Source organism: Staphylococcus sp. AtDRG32, from assembly GCF_004365845.1.
GTDB classification, from domain to species: Bacteria; Bacillota; Bacilli; order Staphylococcales; family Staphylococcaceae; genus Staphylococcus; species Staphylococcus hominis.
In genome coordinates, this window is the sequence record NZ_SODE01000004.1 from 45,588 (window position 1) to 61,841 (window position 16,254).

Consider the following 16,254-nt stretch of genomic DNA (forward strand, 5'->3'; position numbering starts at 1 on the left):
TCTTTTATTAACCTTGTCTTTGTTTGTGCTTAGGATTGTCACAAATTACCATAACTTTACCTTTACGTTTAATGACTTTACATTTTTCGCAAATAGGTTTTACTGATGGTCTTACTTTCATTTTTATACCTCCCTATATTATGGAGTGACGATTATTTATAACGATACGTAATTCTGCCGCGTGATAAATCATACGGAGACATTTCTACTGTTACTTTGTCGCCAGGTAGAATACGAATATAATTCATTCTAATTTTACCACTTACATGTGCTAAAATTTCATGACCATTTTCTAATTCTACTTTAAACATAGCATTTGGTAAAGTATCAAGTACTGTACCTTCTAATTCTATTACATCTTGTTTCGCCATTGATTAACTTCCCCCTTTTTACAATAGTAAGGTAATCGTCAATAGACAACTTCAACGATACGAATCTAATATAGTGAATAGTTATTATAAGTTTAACAAAATGCGGGAATTATGATCGTCATACGACACTCAAAAAATAAATTCTTGCCAGAGAAACCTAATCAAAGTTCACATAAATCTAGATCGCACATTAGTTGATCTATTTTAATTGATCTAAGATATCAATGACATCTTTGGTTACTTCGTCAATATCTTTCGCACCATCAATGTTTTTCAATACGCCTTTTTCATCGTAATACTCTAAAATTGGCTTAGATTGTTTAACATTAACGCTTAAACGATTAGATACTGTTTCTGGATTATCATCTTTACGTTGATAAAGTTTTCCACCATCGATATCACAAACACCATCAACCTTTGGAGGATTAAATACAAGATGATAAGTTGTACCACATTTCTCACAGATACGACGACCTGTAAGACGATTCATTAGCTCTTCCTCAGGAACTTCAATATTGATAACAGCATCAATATTTCTGTCAAGCTCAGACATAATGTTGTTTAATGCTTCAGCTTGCTCAATCGTTCTAGGGAATCCATCTAATAAGAAACCTTTTTTTGCATCGTCTTCAGAAATTCTTTCTTTAACGATACCTACAGTAACTTCATCAGGGACTAATTCTCCACGATCCATGTATGATTTAGCTTCTTTACCTAAATCAGTTTCATCTTTAATCGCTTTTCTGAACATGTCACCAGTAGATATATGTGGTATTGGGAATTTCTTAACAATTTCACTCGCTTGAGTACCTTTACCAGCTCCAGGTAAACCCATTAAAATGATATTCATAAATTGCCCTCCTACAAATTATCTACCACCAAAGCCTTTATATTCTTTTTGACTCACTTGTGCTTCAAGTGATTTCATAGTTTCAATTGCTACACCAATAACGATTAATAAACTTGTACCACCAATTTGAATTGATTGAGGTAAATTCATAAATTTTGTCGCTATAATTGGAAGAATAGCAATAACTGCTAAGAAAATAGAGCCTACAAAAGTTAAGCGATAAAGTACTTTAGTAATATATTTTTTTGTTTGTTCTCCAGGTCTAATTCCTGGTACATAACTACCTTGTTTTTTCAAGTTATCAGCCATTTTTTCAGGATTAACTTGAACAAAAGCATAAAAATATGCAAATGCAATAATTAATATGACATAAACAATCATACCATAAGTGTTTGAAGGGTTAGCATATTCTGCAATATTTTGCGCCCAATCAGCTTTAGGGAAGAACAATGTTAATGTTCTTGGCAATAAGAAGAATGCCATCGCAAAGATGACTGGAATAACCCCTGCAGAGTTTACTTTTAAAGGTAGATATGTTGCTTGTGATCCTAAACGTTGTGCAGATTGTTTTTTAGCATATTGAATTGGAATTTTACGTTTCGCTTCCAATACATAAATCGCTCCAATTGTTAATAAAATTAATCCAACAATTAAACCAATAACTTTTAACCATGCTAACGTTGTATCGTCATTACCAACAAATGCTTGTTGCACAAATTGGATAATTGATGATGGCAACGTCGATAAAATACCTGCAAAGATAATGATTGAAATACCATTACCTACACCAAATTGTGTAATTTGATCACCAAGCCAAATTAAAAATGCAGTTCCAGTTGTTAAAACTACAGCAATCAATAAATAACTCATGACAGATTGATGAATAATCAATTTACCGCCTAAATAGTTATTAAATTGAAATGCCATACCAATTGATTGTATAAATGCCAATATAATAGCGAAATAACGTGTTACATTGCTAAGTTTTCTTTTACCTACTTCACCTTGTTTAGCCCATTCAGTAAATTTAGGGACAATGTCCATTTGTAATAATTGCATTACGATAGAAGCAGTGATGTACGGCATTATACCCATAGCAAAGATAGAAAAGTTCTTTAAGGCTCCGCCACCAAACGTATTAAGAAGAGCAGCGACACCTTGATCAGAACCTTGCTGTTCAAAAGGCTCAGGATTAACTCCAGGAGCCGGAATATAAGTTCCTATTTTGAATATTACTAACATTGCTAATGTGAAGAAAATCTTGTTTCGAACTTCTTTAGTTTTAAAGAAGCTCATAAACGTTTGAAACATTAGATCACCTCGTGTGCTCCACCTTTAGCATCGATAGCTTCAACCGCTGAAGCTGAGAATTTGTGAGCTTTCACTGTCAATTTTTTATCAAGTGAACCGTTGCCTAGTACTTTAATACCAGATTTTTCATTCTTAACCACACCAGTTTCAACTAATAAAGCTGGAGTTACTTCAGTACCATCTTCAAATTGATTAAGTTGGTCTAAATTAACAATAGCATATTCTTTACGATTAATGTTAGTGAAACCTCGTTTTGGTAAACGACGGAATAAAGGTAATTGTCCACCTTCAAATCCTGGTCTTACGCTACCACCTGAACGTGCTTTTTGACCTTTTTGACCGCGAGCACTAGTTTTACCATTACCTGAACCAGCACCACGACCTACACGGTTACGTACACGACGTGAACCTTCAGCTGATTTTAACTCATGTAATTTCATTATTTAGGCACCTCCTTAATTATTTTTCTTCAACTGTTAATAAGTGTTTAACTTTGTTGATTTGCCCACGAATTGCAGGGTTATCTTCAACAACTACTGAACTATTAGTCTTTTTAAGACCTAACGCTTCAACAGTTTTACGTTGTGTTTCAGGACGACCAATAACACTACGAGTGAGGGTAATTTGTAATTTAGCCATTATTTATTTTCCCTCCTTAATTATATAATTCTTCTACTGATTTGCCACGTAATTTCGCAACATCTTCAGCGTTTTTAAGGTTTTGTAAACCATTTAATGTCGCACGTACCATGTTGATAGGTGTATTTGAACCTAATGATTTACTTAAGATATCAGTGATACCTGCTAATTCTAATACGGCACGTACTGGACCACCAGCGATAACTCCTGTACCAGGTGCAGCTGGTTTCATAAATACGCTACCAGAACCATAACGGCCAGTGATAGTGTGAGGAGTTGTTCCTTCTACACGTGGAACTACTACTAAATCTTTTTTAGCTGCTTCTACAGCTTTTTTAATAGCTTCTGGTACCTCTTGAGCTTTACCAGTACCGAAACCTACACGACCATTTTTATCTCCTACTACTACTAATGCAGTGAAACGGAAACGACGTCCACCTTTAACAACTTTAGCAACACGATTAATTGTAACAACGCGTTCTTCAAATTCTTTCGTTTCTTCTTCTCTACGAGCCATGTATTTGTCCCTCCTTTAAATTAAAATTCTAATCCGTTTTCTCTCGCAGCTTCAGCTAACGCTTTAACGCGACCATGATATAAATAACCGCCACGATCAAATACGATTTCTTTGATACCTTTATCTGAAGCTTTTTTAGCGATTACTTCACCAACTTTAGTTGATAAATCAACTTTAGAAGTAGAATCACTAGCGATATCTTTATCTTGAGATGAAGCTTGTACTAAAGTTTCACCTTTAGCATCATCAATAATTTGTGCGTAAATGTGTTTGTTTGAACGATATACATTTAAACGTGGTTTTTCAGCTGTACCTGATAATTTAGTACGCACACGAGCATGTCTTTTCAAACGCACTTTGTTTTTATCAATTTTACTGATCATTGTATTACTCCTTTCTTTAGAGAGTTATCTATTATTTACCAGTTTTACCTTCTTTACGGCGAACATATTCACCTTGGTAACGAATACCTTTTCCTTTATAAGGTTCTGGAGGTCTTACTGAACGAATATTAGAAGCGATAGCTCCAACTTGTTCTTTAGATACACCAGATACTGTAACAGTTGTATTTTTCTCTACTGCGAAAGTAATGCCATCTTCAGCTTTAATTTCAACAGGATGAGAGTAACCAACGTTTAATACTAAGTCATTACCTTGCATTTGAGCACGGTAACCTACACCAACAAGTTCAAGAGTTTTTACAAAACCTTGAGAAACACCTTGTACCATATTATTTAATAACGCACGAGTTGTACCGTGAACTGTTCTATCTTCTTTAGAATCAGTAGGTCTTACAACTTCTAGAGTGTTTTCATCTTGTTTAAAAGTCATTCTTTCATCAAAAGTTCTAGTTAATTCACCTTTAGGACCTTTTACAGTAGCAGTTTGTCCGTCAAAAGTTACTGTAACGTCACTAGGGATGTCAATAATTTTCTTACCAACACGACTCATGTTATGGCACCTCCTTATTTATTATTACCAAACGTATGCGATGATTTCTCCACCAACGTTACGTTTTCTAGCTTCTTTATCAGTGATGACACCTTCAGAAGTTGAAACTAATGCGATACCTAAACCATTTAATACTTTAGGCACTTCGTTCGCTTTAGCATATACACGTAAACCTGGTTTTGAGATACGTTTTAATCCTGTGATAACACGTTCATTGTTTTGACCATATTTTAAGAATAAACGAATAACACCTTGTTTATCATCTTCAACGTATTCTACGTTTTTAATGAAACCTTCATTTTTTAAGATTTCAGCAATTTGTTTTTTAATATTTGATGCAGGTAATTCTAATTTCTCGTGACGCACCATGTTTGCGTTTCTTACACGAGTAAGCATATCTGCGATTGGATCTGTCATAGTCATTTATTGTTGCCTCCTTTCAAACTCTTTGATCTTACCAGCTAGCTTTACGTACGCCAGGAATTTGGCCTTTATAAGCTAATTCACGGAAACAAATACGGCATAATTTAAATTTACGATATACAGAATGTGGACGACCACAGCGTTCACAACGAGTATATTCACGTACTGCATATTTTTGTTTTTTCTGTTGCTTAGCAACCATAGAAGTTTTAGCCACTTAATTAGCCTCCTTTTAGAGATTATTTACGAAATGGCATACCGAAGTTTGTTAACAATTCACGAGCTTCCTCGTCAGTGTTAGCAGTTGTTACGATAACAATATCCATTCCTCTTACTTTACTTACTTTATCATAATCGATTTCTGGGAAAATTAATTGTTCTTTAATTCCTAAAGTGTAGTTACCACGACCATCGAAAGCTGTTTTAGAAACACCTTGGAAGTCACGTACACGAGGTAATGAAACTGCGATTAATTTATCTAAGAATTCATACATTCTTTCTCCGCGAAGTGTTACTTTTGCACCGATTGGCATACCTTCACGTAAACGGAATGTTGCAACTGATTTTTTAGCTTTAGTGATTAATGGTTTTTGTCCAGTGATTAATTCTAACTCTTCAACAGCATTATCTAACACTTTAGAGTTTTGAACTGCATCACCAACACCCATATTTACAACGATTTTTTCGATTTTTGGTACTTCCATTACTGAACTATAGTTGAATTTTTTAACTAAGTTTTGAGTAACTTCAGTATTGTATCTTTCTTTTAAACGGTTCAAAGTGGATCCTCCTTTCAACTAGTTATTAATTATTAGATTTGATTTCTTCGCCAGATTTTTTAGCGATACGAACTTTTTTACCATCTACAAATTTGTAACCAACACGAGTAGGTTCATTTGTTTTAGGATCTAATAATTGTACGTTAGAAACATGGATTGCTGCCTCTGTTTCTAAGATTCCACCTTCAGGATTTAATTGAGTTGGTTTTTGGTGTTTTTTAATAACGTTAACACCTTCCACAACGACGCGGTCTTTTTTAGGTTCAGTAGCGATTACTTTACCTTCTTTACCTTTATCTTTACCTGCGATAACTTTAACGTTGTCACCTTTTTTGATATGCATGTGGGCACCTCCTTAAATATTATGGTTTTAATAAATTATAGTACTTCTGGTGCTAATGATACGATTTTCATGAAGTTACCTTCACGTAATTCACGAGCAACAGGACCAAAGATACGAGTACCACGTGGGCCTTTGTCATCACGAATAATGACACATGCATTTTCATCAAATTTGATATAAGAACCATCGTTACGACGTACGCCTGATTTAGTTCTAACAACAACAGCTTTCACAACGTCGCCTTTTTTAACAACGCCACCTGGTGTTGCATTTTTAACAGTACATACGATGATATCGCCAATGTTCGCTGTTTTGCGACCAGATCCACCTAATACTTTGATTGTAAGTACTTCACGAGCACCAGAGTTGTCTGCTACTTTTAAACGCGTTTCTTGTTGGATCATTAGTTAAACCTCCCTTATCTCTAATCTTGTATTAAATAATTACTGATTCTTCAACAATTTCTACTAAACGGAAACGTTTCGATGCTGATAAAGGACGAGTTTCTTGAATTCTAACAATATCTCCTAATTTAGCTGAATTGTTTTCATCATGAGTTTTATATTTTTTAGAGTATTTTACTCGTTTACCGTATAATTTGTGTGTTTTGTAAGTTTCAACAAGTACAGTAATTGTTTTGTCCATTTTATCAGAAACAACTTTACCTACATAAACTTTACGATCGTTTCTTTCACTCACTTTTGTAACCTCCTCTTTCTTATACTTTATTGATTAGCTTTACTTTGTTCAATTTCTCTTTCACGAGCAACAGTTTTTAGACGTGCAATTGTTTTTCTAACTGTACGAATACGTGCAGTTTCTTCTAATTGACCTGTAGCTAACTGAAAGCGTAGGTTAAAAAGCTCTTCTTTTGAAGATTTGATTTGTTCTTCGATTTCTGAAGTGGTTAAGTCTCTAATTTCCTTAGCTTTCATTTGTTTCACCACCCAATTCTTCACGTTTTACAAACTTAGTTTTCACTGGAAGTTTGTGACTTGCTAAACGTAATGCTTCACGAGCTACATCTTCAGATACACCAGCGATTTCGAATAAAATACGACCTGGTTTTACAACTGCGATCCAGCCTTCAACAGCACCTTTACCAGCACCCATACGTACTTCTAAAGGTTTTTTAGTGTAAGGCGTATGTGGGAAGATTTTAATCCAAACTTTCCCGCCACGTTTCATGTAACGTGTCATAGCGATACGAGCAGATTCGATTTGACGAGATGTGATCCAAGAAGTTGTTGTAGCTTGTAAACCATACTCACCAAATGTTACAAAGTTACCGCCTTTAGAACGACCAGTTGTTTTTGGACGATGTTGACGACGATATTTAACACGTTTTGGTAGTAACATTATTATTTTCCTCCTTCACTAGTATTCTTAGTAGGAAGAACTTCACCACGATAAATCCATACTTTAACACCTAATTTACCATAAGTAGTGTCTGCTTCAGCATGTGCATAATCAATGTCAGCACGTAAAGTATGAAGTGGAACAGTTCCTTCTGAATATTGTTCAGCACGAGCGATGTCAGCTCCGCCTAAACGACCTGATACTTGAGTTTTGATACCTTTTGCACCAAGTTTCATAGCTCTAGTTATAGCTTGTTTTTGTACACGACGGAATGAAGCACGATTTTCTAATTGACGTGCGATATTTTCTGCTACTAAACGAGCATCTATATCAACTTTTTTAATTTCCACAACGTTGATGTGTACTTTTTTATCAGTTAAGTTATTTAATTTATTACGAAGTTTTTCAATTTCTGAACCGCCTTTACCAATTACCATACCAGGTTTACCAGTGTGGATTGCGATGTTAATACGGTTAGCAGCACGTTCAATGTCAACGTGAGAAACTGACGCTTCTTTTAATTCGTTATCAATGAATTTACGGATTCTTAAATCTTCGTGTAATAAAGAAGCGAAATCTTTTTCAGCGTACCATTTAGCTTCCCAATCACGGATAACTCCAACACGAAGTCCGATAGGATTAATTTTTTGACCCACAGTATTCCCTCCTTAAATAGTTATTAAGCTTCTTTAGCTTCTTCTTTACCGTCACTTACGACGATTGTAATGTGGCTTGTACGTTTGTTGATTGCACTTGCACGACCTTGTGCACGTGGACGGAAACGTTTTAAAGTTGGTCCTTCATTTGCATATGCTTCTTTAACAACTAATTCATCTGTATTCATGTCATAGTTATGTTCAGCATTTGCTAAAGCGGACATTAATACTTTTTCAATTACTGGTGATGAAGCTTTATTAGTTAATTTTAAAATAGCAATAGCTTCTCCAGCATTTTTACCTCTAATTAAGTCAAGAACTAATCTTACTTTACGAGGTGCGATTCTGATTGTTCTAGCAACCGCTTTTGCTTCCATTAGGATATCCTCCTCTACTTATATATATTATTATCTACTAGTTTTCTTATCGTCAGCTGCATGTCCTTTAAATGTACGAGTTGGAGCAAATTCACCTAATTTGTGACCAACCATATCTTCAGTTACATAAACAGGTACATGTTTACGACCATCATATACTGCAAAAGTATGACCGATGAAATTTGGGAAAATTGTAGAACGACGTGACCATGTTTTAATTACTTGTTTCTTTTCACTTCCGTCTTGAGCTTCTACTTTTTTCATTAAATGATCATCAACGAAAGGTCCTTTTTTAATACTACGAGCCATTTGGGCGCCTCCCTTCTTATTGTGTGCGTGCAGCTGTTAAGCCGCACACTCAAATAAGTTGTTATTATTTTCTCTTACGTCCACGAACGATAAGTTTATCAGATGATTTTTTACCGCGACGTGTTTTCTTACCAAGCGTTGGTTTACCCCATGGTGACATTGGAGATGGTCTACCGATAGGAGCACGACCTTCACCACCACCGTGTGGGTGATCGTTAGGGTTCATTACAGAACCACGAACTGTTGGACGGATACCTTTCCATCTTGAACGACCAGCTTTACCAACGTTAACAAGTTCATGTTGTAAGTTACCAACTTGACCGATTGTAGCACGGCAAGTAGATAAAATCATACGTACCTCACCAGAACGTAATCTGATTAATACATATTTACCTTCTTTACCAAGTACTTGTGAACTTGCACCTGCTGAACGAGCAATTTGTCCGCCTTTACCAGGTTTTAATTCGATATTATGAATTACAGTACCAACTGGAATATTTTGTAATGGTAAAGCATTACCAACTTTGATATCTGCTTCAGCACCACTTTCAACTGTTTGGCCTACTTGTAATCCTTTTGGTGCGATAATGTAACGTTTTTCACCATCAGCATATACTAATAAAGCAATGTTAGCTGAACGGTTTGGATCATATTGAATTGAATCAACTTTAGCAGTGATTCCGTCTTTATTACGTTTGAAGTCAATTACACGATATTGACGTTTATGTCCTCCACCATGGTGACGAACTGTTAATTTACCTTGATTGTTACGACCCGCTTTTTTCGGTAGCGGTTGTAATAATGACTTTTCAGGTGTAGTCTTCGTGATTTCAGCGAAGTCTAACGTAGTCATATTACGACGACCATTTGTAATTGGCTTATATTTTTTAAGAGCCATTGTCGCTTACCTCCTTAATGGTAATATTATTTTATTTTAGTTGAATAAGTCGATTGAACCTTCTTTAAGTTTTACAATCGCTTTTCTTCTTTTATTTGTATAGCCTTGATAACGGCCCATACGTTTTTTCTTTGGTTTGTAGTTGATAATATTTACACTTTCAACTTTAACGTCGAAGATTTCTTCAACTGCAATTTTAACTTGAGTTTTGTTAGCACGAGTATCTACGTCAAAAGTATATTTATCTTCAGCCATTGCTTCAGAAGATTTTTCAGTGATTACGGGGCGCTTAAGAACATCTCTAGCTTCCATTATCCGAGCACCTCCTCAACTTTTTTCGCAGCTGATTCAGTAATGATTACACTGTCAGCGCTAGTGATATCTAATACGTTTAATCCTTGAGCTGTACTTACTTGTACGCCAGGAATATTACGTGCAGATAATTCAACGTTTACATCTTCGTTTTCTGTTACTACTAACACTTTTTTAGGTTGTTCAAGTGTAGTTAAAACATTTTTGAATTCTTTTGTTTTTGGTGCATCAAAGCCAAAAGTATCAACGATTGTAAAGTTGTTTTCTTGAACTTTGAAAGATAATGCAGAACGTAATGCTAAACGACGCATTTTCTTAGGCATTTTGTATGAATAGCTTCTTGGAGTTGGTCCGAAAACGATACCACCACCACGCCATTGTGGAGCACGAATTGTACCTTGACGTGCACGTCCTGTACCTTTTTGTCTCCATGGTTTACGTCCACCACCACGAACAGCTGAACGATTTTTCACTGCATGTGTACCTTGGCGTAAAGAAGCACGTTGTAAATTGATTGCTTCGAAAAGAACACTGTTGTTTGGTTCGATTGCGAAAACTGAATCGCTTAATTCAACTGAACCAGATTTTGATCCGTCTACTTTTAATACATCATAATTAGCCATTATGCTTTTTCCTCCTTTCGCTACTTATTATTTATTACCTTTTTTAATTGAAGATTTAATTTCTACAAAACCTTTTTTAGGTCCAGGTACATTACCTTTTACTAAAATAACATTGTTATCAGTATCAACTTGAACAACTTCTAAGTTTTGAACTGTAACTGTGTTACCGCCCATACGTCCAGGCATTTTTTGACCTTTAAATACTCTTGAAGCATCTGAAGCCATACCTACTGAACCTGGAGCTCTATGGAAATGAGAACCGTGAGCCATTGGTCCACGACCTTGACCATGACGTTTAATTGCACCTTGGAAACCTTTACCTTTTGAAGTTCCTGTAACATCAATAATGTCTCCAGCTTCAAAAGTATCTACTGTGACTTCTTGACCTACTTCGTATTCATCAACATTAACGTTTCTGAATTCACGAATGAAGCGCTTAGGTGCTGCGCCAGCTTTTTTAGCGTGACCTTCAGCTGGTTTATTTGCATATTTATTTGATTTAGCATCTTTTTTATATGCTTGTTTGTCTGCAAAACCTACTTGGATAGCATTGTAGCCATCAACTTCTTCAGTTTTCTTTTGTAATACTACGTTTTGATTTGCTTCTACTACTGTAACAGGGATTAATTCACCATTTTCTCCGAATACTTGTGTCATCCCAATTTTTCTTCCTAAGATTCCTTTGGTCATCGAAAGTCCACCTCCTAAATTGATCTATTATAATTTAATTTCGATGTCTACACCAGATGGTAAGTTTAAGCCCATTAAAGCATCAACTGTTTTTGGTGTTGGGTTAACAATGTCGATTAAACGTTTATGTGTACGTTGTTCGAATTGTTCACGAGAATCTTTATACTTGTGCACCGCACGAATAATTGTGTAAACAGATTTTTCTGTTGGTAACGGAATTGGTCCAGATACATCTGCACCAGAACGTTTAGCAGTTTCAACAATCTTTTCTGCTGATTGATCAATTACACGGTGATCATAAGCTTTTAATCTGATTCTGATTTTTTGTTTTGCCATAATTTTCCCTCCTTGTTCGTCTACATTGAAGTGATAGACTTCTCCACGAAAACTATCTCACACAACGCCATGGCAAAGCGGCCGGGTGTGTCAGTAACCTTTCGCTTCATCGCTTTCTTCAAGTCCAACATTAAATATGTTACAAGAAAAACACTAATAAATCAAGGTTTTTCTTTAACTTTTTTATTTACGTCTAACACATACTTAATTATTTTACTGAAAATTTTTATGTAGTTCAACCATTTTGAGTAAATTTTTTCCCTTTTTTCTATAAACCTTTATAATAGATATAGAGAGTAATGAATTTTGAAATTGCAACTATATATTTTTAATGTTAATTATTTTAAAATTCATGAACTTTATCGGAGGTGAATATTATATAAATGAAAAGAAATGTGAAACTTACTTTATCAATCATTAGTATTTTCTTAATAGCTAGCGAATTGTTCTATGGTATTCCTTTTTTAGGAGGCACAGTTATTCTTAGCTTTGGTTGGCAACCTTTGTTATTAAATGCTTTACTCTATCTTATTTTAGGCATCATTCTATTAGTAGATTCTCAAAATACAATTAAGCCTATGGCAATGATCCCATTTATTGGATTAATTGGATCATTTGTTGCTTTTCTACCTATTATTGGTATGTTTACGCATTGGGTACTCTTTTTCTTAATGGTATTCTTTATATTTGTTGTGCTCAACGCACCAACTTACATTCCAAATAAAGATTCTAAAGTTATTTATACTCAATACAAAGATGATAAAAACAATTAATAATTTCAATATTAAAAAGACACATTTAATTTTTGAATTAAATGTGTCTTTTTATGTTTAACCGTGTACAAACACGAAGTATAAAATAAATAATACCATTAATACATACATGATAGGATGAACTTCTTTATGTTTTTTAGTAATTAACATTGTTATTGGATAGAAGATAAACCCACATGCAATACCTGTAGCAATTGAATATGATAAAGGCATCATAATGATTGTAATAAATGCTGGTACTGCTACTTCAAATTTTTTCCAATTAATTTCAGCAAAGTTTGCCGCCATTAAAATACCAACTACAACTAACGCTGGTGTTGTTACTGCACTTGTAACGACTTCAATTAGCGGACTAAAGAATAATGCTAATAAGAAACAAAAACCAGTTATGATACTTGCAAAACCTGTACGTGCTCCTACTGCAACACCAGAAGTAGATTCAATATAAGAGGTTGTTGTAGTTGTACCAAAAATAGCCCCAACAATTGTAGCAAGTGAGTCTGCAAATAATGCTCTTCCAGCTCTTGGTAACTTATTGTCTTTCATTATACCTGCTTGGGTTGCTACTGCTACTAAAGTACCTGCAGTATCAAAGAAATCAATAAAGAAGAACGTTAAAATAACAATAAGAAATTGGATGGTAAATAATTGGCCTGGATCTTTAAATGCTTCAAAAGCTGCTCCAAATGTAGGTGTAATACTTGGAATTTTACCTACAATACCTGATGGTGTATGAATTTGACCTGTAATCATCCCTACAATTGCAGTTATAATCATACCAATAAAGATTGAACCTGGAACCTTTCTAGCATATAAAATGATTGTTATAGCAATCCCAAATATAGCTAAAAGTACTGATGGTTTAGTTAGATGACCTAATGTTACAAGCGTTGAATCATTTTTTACAATAATACCTGCACTTTGTAAACCTACAAAAGTAATAAATAGCCCTATACCTGCCGAAACTGCCATTTTCATTTCATAGGGTATTGCATTAATAATTATTTCCCTCAATCCAGTTGCTGTTAATATCGCAAAGAATATACCAGAAAACAGCACACCTGTTAAACCGATTTGCCAAGGAATTCCCATTGTTAAAACAACTGTAAATGCAAAGAACGCATTTAATCCCATCCCTGGGGCAAGCGCAATCGGATATCTTGCAATTAGTCCCATGAATAAAGATCCTACAAAGGCTGCTAATGCTGTCGCTACAAAAATGGCACCTTGATCCATTTTCATATCCCCAGATATACCTTTAACACCTGCTAAACTTAAGACTTGAGGATTCACGGCTAATATATAAGCCATTGATAAGAAAGTTGTGATACCACCGATGATTTCTCTTTTGTAGTTAGTACCATACTCGTCGAATTGGAAGTATTTTTTCACAGCTTTAAACTCCTTTTTTTAAAATACTTTAATAGTTTAATATTACTTACTTAAAAAAACAATACTAAAAACGAACTTTTATCGATTTATTTCATTATAAGTTCGATTTTATTTAAAGTTTCAAGTTCTTTAATGCATCTTTAAAAGGATTATTATCCAATTCATCGTGATTATTCATATATTTTTTCATATCTTTTTTAGAAACTTTACCATTATTTTTATTTTTCAATCGTTGATCCATTTGTGCTTGTGTTTCAGTATGACCGCATACACATCGGTAGACCGCTTCTTTTCCTCTTCCAAACAATGTCATTTTCTTTTTACAGTTAGGACAACGTGCATTCGTTTTACGTTGAATATTCTTTTTAGTATGACAGGTAGGATCTTGACACACTAGCATTTGTCCGTTTTTAGTTTTTACTTTTATCATAAATTTACCGCAATTTGGACATTCAGTAGAAGTTAAATTATCATGTTTATATTTTTGATCACTATGTTTGATTTCCCCAACAATTTTTTTAGTAAAATCTTTCATCTCATTAATAAATTGTTTAGCATTATATTTACCTTTCTCAATAGAAAGTAATTTTTCTTCCCATTCCGCAGTCATTAAAGGAGAAGTTAGTGCTTTAGGAGAAAGCTCTAATATTTGTTTTCCTTTAGATGTCACTTTTAATTTCCCATCTTTTGATTCTATTGCATTAAGCTTGAATAGTTTTTCAATAATATCTGCACGCGTCGCTACTGTTCCAATTCCTCCCGTCTTATGAAGGGTATTAGCATACTTTTTGTCATTCAATTGAATATAATTTTGTGGATTTTCCATCGCCTTAAGTAAGCTACCTTCATTGAAATATTCAGGTGGTGTGGTTTCATGTTCGCTTACTTTGACTTGTTGTACACGATAGGTTTCATTCTTGCTAAAAGTGATAGTCTTATTAGAAGTAGAATCATTGTTACTAAGTGCTTTAAATCCTAATTTACGTGTGACGTTTTCAGCATGTTTAAATTGATATTCTCCCACTTTTAAAATAACCTGTGTCGCTTCATACTGATAAGGATCCATTAATGTTTCTAAAAATCGTTGTACAACCATTAAATATATTTTTGTTTCTCTGTTAGTTAATGTATCAAAGTTGGGTCTAATTTCAGTTGGAATAATCGCATGATGGTCTGACACTTTTTGATTATTAAAAATATGCATCTTAGTTGTAAATGACTTAGTCATTAACTGACGAGCATGTGATTTATAATCAGTCGCTAATAAGGCTTGGAGACGTTCTTGTATGGTATCTGTCATATCGTTAGATAAGTAGTTAGAATCTGTTCTTGGATATGTTAATAATTTATGACGTTCATAAAGACTCTGTAAAATATTCAAAGTTTCTTTGGGTCCTATTTTAAATCGTTGGTAAGATGCTTGTTGTAAATCAGTTAAATTATATAAAGGTTTTGCGTAAGATTTTTTTTGCTTAATTGAAACATCTTCAATCTGACCTGATTGTCTTTCTATTTTTTCAGATAATTTTTGTATTTCTTCTTTATTAGTAAATCTTTTATTAGTTTGAATATCAAATGTAGCGTCATTTACTTTTAAAGAAAGTGTGTAATACTTTTGAGGTTTAAAATGATTAATTTCTTGTTGTCGATGATAAACCAGTTGAATCGTTGGTGTTTGTACCCTTCCTAATGAAAGTTGAGCATCATATTTAGTTGTCAGTGCTCTAGTAGCATTAATACCCACTATCCAGTCCGCTTCACTTCGTGCAAGAGCTGCTTGATACAAGTGATTATATTCACGACCATCTTTTAAATGTTTAAAGCCTTGTTGTATTGCTTTTTTAGTCACCGAACTAATCCATAAACGTTTAATTGGCTTTTTATTTTTTACTTTATCTAAGATGAGACGTGCTACTAGCTCTCCTTCACGCCCAGCATCTGTAGCAATAATAATGTTTTTCACATCTTTATTTAATATTAAAGATTTTACAATTTTAAATTGTTTACTTGTCTTCCCTATGACCACAGTATGCATTTGCTTAGGTAGTATAGGTAAATCTTCTAATTTCCATTCTTTATATGTTTTGTCATAATGTTCTGGTTGAGCATTTGTTACTAAATGACCTAAAGCCCATGTCACTATATAGCGCTGATTTGCAATATATCCATGATGTTTTTCTTTAATATTTAGTGCTTCTGCAATATCTCTCGCTACCGAGGGTTTTTCCGCTAGAATTAATGATTTCATTCAAATTTCCTTTCACATTCTTACTTTTTATTTTCATACGTTTAATATTGTAACATGTATAGCAATAGTGTTACTTTCCATCTCATCTTATTAATTT

The 16,254-nt window shown here is 34.2% G+C and carries 28 protein-coding genes; 1 reads left to right on the forward strand and 27 read right to left on the reverse strand.

The window, feature by feature from the left end; translation table 11 throughout:
* Positions 1 to 7: 7 nt before the first annotated feature.
* The 25 genes from rpmJ to rpsJ all read right to left on the reverse strand — a co-directional run bounded on the left by rpmJ (position 8) and on the right by rpsJ (position 11,744).
* Positions 8 to 121 (reverse strand): 50S ribosomal protein L36, encoded by a 114-nt coding sequence (gene rpmJ, locus BDW25_RS07200; protein WP_001829709.1) that lies wholly within the window; start codon positions 119 to 121, stop codon positions 8 to 10.
* Between the two features lie 31 nt (positions 122 to 152).
* Positions 153 to 371: a translation initiation factor IF-1 gene (infA, locus tag BDW25_RS07205; RefSeq protein ID WP_001829792.1), complete on the reverse strand. Its 219-nt coding sequence runs from the start codon at positions 369 to 371 to the stop codon at positions 153 to 155.
* A gap of 199 nt (positions 372 to 570) precedes the next feature.
* Positions 571 to 1,221: an adenylate kinase gene (locus BDW25_RS07210; protein WP_002448556.1), complete on the reverse strand. Its 651-nt coding sequence runs from the start codon at positions 1,219 to 1,221 to the stop codon at positions 571 to 573.
* Positions 1,222 to 1,239: 18 nt separating this feature from the next.
* A complete protein-coding gene (gene secY, locus BDW25_RS07215; protein WP_002448596.1) occupies positions 1,240 to 2,532 on the reverse strand; it encodes a preprotein translocase subunit SecY in 1,293 nt (430 codons plus the stop codon).
* A complete protein-coding gene (gene rplO, locus BDW25_RS07220; RefSeq protein WP_002448533.1) occupies positions 2,532 to 2,972 on the reverse strand; it encodes a 50S ribosomal protein L15 in 441 nt (146 codons plus the stop codon). The genes secY and rplO overlap by 1 nt, the downstream gene beginning before the upstream one ends.
* A 19-nt stretch (positions 2,973 to 2,991) precedes the next feature.
* The gene (gene rpmD / locus BDW25_RS07225; RefSeq protein WP_001096576.1) at positions 2,992 to 3,171 is read right to left on the reverse strand and encodes a 50S ribosomal protein L30; all 180 of its coding nucleotides are present in this window, start codon (positions 3,169 to 3,171) and stop codon (positions 2,992 to 2,994) included.
* A gap of 16 nt (positions 3,172 to 3,187) precedes the next feature.
* Positions 3,188 to 3,688, reverse strand: coding sequence for a 30S ribosomal protein S5 (rpsE, locus tag BDW25_RS07230; protein ID WP_002448405.1), 501 nt, complete (start codon positions 3,686 to 3,688; stop codon positions 3,188 to 3,190).
* A gap of 20 nt (positions 3,689 to 3,708) precedes the next feature.
* Entirely contained in the window at positions 3,709 to 4,071 is a 363-nt protein-coding gene (gene rplR, locus BDW25_RS07235; RefSeq protein ID WP_002448369.1) for a 50S ribosomal protein L18, read from the reverse strand.
* A gap of 31 nt (positions 4,072 to 4,102) precedes the next feature.
* Positions 4,103 to 4,639 carry a 50S ribosomal protein L6 gene (gene rplF / locus BDW25_RS07240; protein ID WP_002448579.1) on the reverse strand — a complete coding sequence of 179 codons (537 nt, stop codon included), beginning with the start codon at positions 4,637 to 4,639 and terminating at the stop codon, positions 4,103 to 4,105.
* Between the two features lie 24 nt (positions 4,640 to 4,663).
* Positions 4,664 to 5,062 carry a 30S ribosomal protein S8 gene (gene rpsH, locus BDW25_RS07245; RefSeq protein WP_002448514.1) on the reverse strand — a complete coding sequence of 133 codons (399 nt, stop codon included), beginning with the start codon at positions 5,060 to 5,062 and terminating at the stop codon, positions 4,664 to 4,666.
* 31 nt (positions 5,063 to 5,093) lie between these two features.
* Complete coding sequence (locus BDW25_RS07250) at positions 5,094 to 5,279, reverse strand: type Z 30S ribosomal protein S14 (protein WP_001140799.1); 186 nt, start codon at positions 5,277 to 5,279, stop codon at positions 5,094 to 5,096.
* 22 nt (positions 5,280 to 5,301) lie between these two features.
* Positions 5,302 to 5,841, reverse strand: coding sequence for a 50S ribosomal protein L5 (rplE, locus tag BDW25_RS07255; protein WP_002448593.1), 540 nt, complete (start codon positions 5,839 to 5,841; stop codon positions 5,302 to 5,304).
* A gap of 25 nt (positions 5,842 to 5,866) precedes the next feature.
* Entirely contained in the window at positions 5,867 to 6,184 is a 318-nt protein-coding gene (rplX, locus tag BDW25_RS07260) for a 50S ribosomal protein L24 (protein WP_002448459.1), read from the reverse strand.
* Between the two features lie 35 nt (positions 6,185 to 6,219).
* Positions 6,220 to 6,588, reverse strand: a complete 369-nt coding sequence (gene rplN, locus BDW25_RS07265) for a 50S ribosomal protein L14 (protein WP_002432661.1) — start codon at positions 6,586 to 6,588, stop codon at positions 6,220 to 6,222.
* Positions 6,589 to 6,619: 31 nt separating this feature from the next.
* The gene (rpsQ, locus tag BDW25_RS07270) at positions 6,620 to 6,883 is read right to left on the reverse strand and encodes a 30S ribosomal protein S17 (protein WP_002448443.1); all 264 of its coding nucleotides are present in this window, start codon (positions 6,881 to 6,883) and stop codon (positions 6,620 to 6,622) included.
* 26 nt (positions 6,884 to 6,909) lie between these two features.
* Positions 6,910 to 7,119 (reverse strand): 50S ribosomal protein L29, encoded by a 210-nt coding sequence (gene rpmC, locus BDW25_RS07275; RefSeq protein ID WP_000644737.1) that lies wholly within the window; start codon positions 7,117 to 7,119, stop codon positions 6,910 to 6,912.
* Positions 7,109 to 7,543 carry a 50S ribosomal protein L16 gene (gene rplP, locus BDW25_RS07280; RefSeq protein ID WP_002448374.1) on the reverse strand — a complete coding sequence of 145 codons (435 nt, stop codon included), beginning with the start codon at positions 7,541 to 7,543 and terminating at the stop codon, positions 7,109 to 7,111. The genes rpmC and rplP overlap by 11 nt, the downstream gene beginning before the upstream one ends.
* A 2-nt stretch (positions 7,544 to 7,545) precedes the next feature.
* Positions 7,546 to 8,199: a 30S ribosomal protein S3 gene (gene rpsC, locus BDW25_RS07285; protein ID WP_002448525.1), complete on the reverse strand. Its 654-nt coding sequence runs from the start codon at positions 8,197 to 8,199 to the stop codon at positions 7,546 to 7,548.
* Between the two features lie 23 nt (positions 8,200 to 8,222).
* Positions 8,223 to 8,576 (reverse strand): 50S ribosomal protein L22, encoded by a 354-nt coding sequence (gene rplV / locus BDW25_RS07290; protein WP_001829734.1) that lies wholly within the window; start codon positions 8,574 to 8,576, stop codon positions 8,223 to 8,225.
* Between the two features lie 30 nt (positions 8,577 to 8,606).
* A complete protein-coding gene (rpsS, locus tag BDW25_RS07295) occupies positions 8,607 to 8,885 on the reverse strand; it encodes a 30S ribosomal protein S19 (protein ID WP_002448348.1) in 279 nt (92 codons plus the stop codon).
* Positions 8,886 to 8,949: 64 nt separating this feature from the next.
* Positions 8,950 to 9,783: a 50S ribosomal protein L2 gene (rplB, locus tag BDW25_RS07300; RefSeq protein ID WP_133945276.1), complete on the reverse strand. Its 834-nt coding sequence runs from the start codon at positions 9,781 to 9,783 to the stop codon at positions 8,950 to 8,952.
* Positions 9,784 to 9,819: 36 nt separating this feature from the next.
* Entirely contained in the window at positions 9,820 to 10,095 is a 276-nt protein-coding gene (gene rplW / locus BDW25_RS07305) for a 50S ribosomal protein L23 (protein ID WP_002448403.1), read from the reverse strand.
* Positions 10,095 to 10,718 (reverse strand): 50S ribosomal protein L4, encoded by a 624-nt coding sequence (gene rplD / locus BDW25_RS07310; protein WP_002448327.1) that lies wholly within the window; start codon positions 10,716 to 10,718, stop codon positions 10,095 to 10,097. The genes rplW and rplD overlap by 1 nt, the downstream gene beginning before the upstream one ends.
* A 27-nt stretch (positions 10,719 to 10,745) precedes the next feature.
* Entirely contained in the window at positions 10,746 to 11,408 is a 663-nt protein-coding gene (rplC, locus tag BDW25_RS07315; RefSeq protein WP_002448523.1) for a 50S ribosomal protein L3, read from the reverse strand.
* A gap of 27 nt (positions 11,409 to 11,435) precedes the next feature.
* Positions 11,436 to 11,744, reverse strand: coding sequence for a 30S ribosomal protein S10 (rpsJ, locus tag BDW25_RS07320; protein WP_001118667.1), 309 nt, complete (start codon positions 11,742 to 11,744; stop codon positions 11,436 to 11,438).
* Positions 11,745 to 12,127: 383 nt separating this feature from the next.
* Between rpsJ and BDW25_RS07325 the strand changes: the two genes are divergently transcribed.
* On the forward strand, positions 12,128 to 12,517 hold the full coding sequence (locus tag BDW25_RS07325) for a hypothetical protein (protein WP_002448355.1): 390 nt from the start codon (positions 12,128 to 12,130) through the stop codon (positions 12,515 to 12,517).
* A 57-nt stretch (positions 12,518 to 12,574) separates the two neighbouring features.
* Here BDW25_RS07325 and BDW25_RS07330 read toward each other — a convergent pair whose 3' ends face one another.
* A complete protein-coding gene (locus tag BDW25_RS07330; protein WP_002448576.1) occupies positions 12,575 to 13,909 on the reverse strand; it encodes an NCS2 family permease in 1,335 nt (444 codons plus the stop codon).
* 112 nt (positions 13,910 to 14,021) lie between these two features.
* Positions 14,022 to 16,157, reverse strand: a complete 2,136-nt coding sequence (locus tag BDW25_RS07335; protein ID WP_002448594.1) for a DNA topoisomerase III — start codon at positions 16,155 to 16,157, stop codon at positions 14,022 to 14,024.
* Positions 16,158 to 16,254: the final 97 nt, after the last annotated feature.

Bases quoted from the DNA above. Each gene is read 5' to 3' on its own strand.
- BDW25_RS07335 (WP_002448594.1), bottom strand. From the start codon at position 16,157: ATGAAATCATTAATTCTAGCGGAAAAACCCTCGGTAGCGAGAGATATT.
- rpmC (WP_000644737.1), bottom strand. From the start codon at position 7,119: ATGAAAGCTAAGGAAATTAGAGACTTAACCACTTCAGAAATCGAAGAA.
- infA (WP_001829792.1), bottom strand. From the start codon at position 371: ATGGCGAAACAAGATGTAATAGAATTAGAAGGTACAGTACTTGATACT.
- rplB (WP_133945276.1), bottom strand. From the start codon at position 9,783: ATGGCTCTTAAAAAATATAAGCCAATTACAAATGGTCGTCGTAATATG.
- rpsH (WP_002448514.1), bottom strand. From the start codon at position 5,062: ATGACTATGACAGATCCAATCGCAGATATGCTTACTCGTGTAAGAAAC.
- rplD (WP_002448327.1), bottom strand. From the start codon at position 10,718: ATGGCTAATTATGATGTATTAAAAGTAGACGGATCAAAATCTGGTTCA.
- rplF (WP_002448579.1), bottom strand. From the start codon at position 4,639: ATGAGTCGTGTTGGTAAGAAAATTATTGACATCCCTAGTGACGTTACA.
- rpmJ (WP_001829709.1), bottom strand. From the start codon at position 121: ATGAAAGTAAGACCATCAGTAAAACCTATTTGCGAAAAATGTAAAGTC.
- BDW25_RS07210 (WP_002448556.1), bottom strand. From the start codon at position 1,221: ATGAATATCATTTTAATGGGTTTACCTGGAGCTGGTAAAGGTACTCAA.
- BDW25_RS07325 (WP_002448355.1), top strand. From the start codon at position 12,128: ATGAAAAGAAATGTGAAACTTACTTTATCAATCATTAGTATTTTCTTA.
- rplX (WP_002448459.1), bottom strand. From the start codon at position 6,184: ATGCATATCAAAAAAGGTGACAACGTTAAAGTTATCGCAGGTAAAGAT.
- rplW (WP_002448403.1), bottom strand. From the start codon at position 10,095: ATGGAAGCTAGAGATGTTCTTAAGCGCCCCGTAATCACTGAAAAATCT.
- rplC (WP_002448523.1), bottom strand. From the start codon at position 11,408: ATGACCAAAGGAATCTTAGGAAGAAAAATTGGGATGACACAAGTATTC.
- rpsJ (WP_001118667.1), bottom strand. From the start codon at position 11,744: ATGGCAAAACAAAAAATCAGAATCAGATTAAAAGCTTATGATCACCGT.
- secY (WP_002448596.1), bottom strand. From the start codon at position 2,532: ATGTTTCAAACGTTTATGAGCTTCTTTAAAACTAAAGAAGTTCGAAAC.
- rplV (WP_001829734.1), bottom strand. From the start codon at position 8,576: ATGGAAGCAAAAGCGGTTGCTAGAACAATCAGAATCGCACCTCGTAAA.
- rplR (WP_002448369.1), bottom strand. From the start codon at position 4,071: ATGATCAGTAAAATTGATAAAAACAAAGTGCGTTTGAAAAGACATGCT.
- rplP (WP_002448374.1), bottom strand. From the start codon at position 7,543: ATGTTACTACCAAAACGTGTTAAATATCGTCGTCAACATCGTCCAAAA.
- rplO (WP_002448533.1), bottom strand. From the start codon at position 2,972: ATGAAATTACATGAGTTAAAATCAGCTGAAGGTTCACGTCGTGTACGT.
- rpsE (WP_002448405.1), bottom strand. From the start codon at position 3,688: ATGGCTCGTAGAGAAGAAGAAACGAAAGAATTTGAAGAACGCGTTGTT.
- rplN (WP_002432661.1), bottom strand. From the start codon at position 6,588: ATGATCCAACAAGAAACGCGTTTAAAAGTAGCAGACAACTCTGGTGCT.
- rpmD (WP_001096576.1), bottom strand. From the start codon at position 3,171: ATGGCTAAATTACAAATTACCCTCACTCGTAGTGTTATTGGTCGTCCT.
- rpsS (WP_002448348.1), bottom strand. From the start codon at position 8,885: ATGGCTCGTAGTATTAAAAAAGGACCTTTCGTTGATGATCATTTAATG.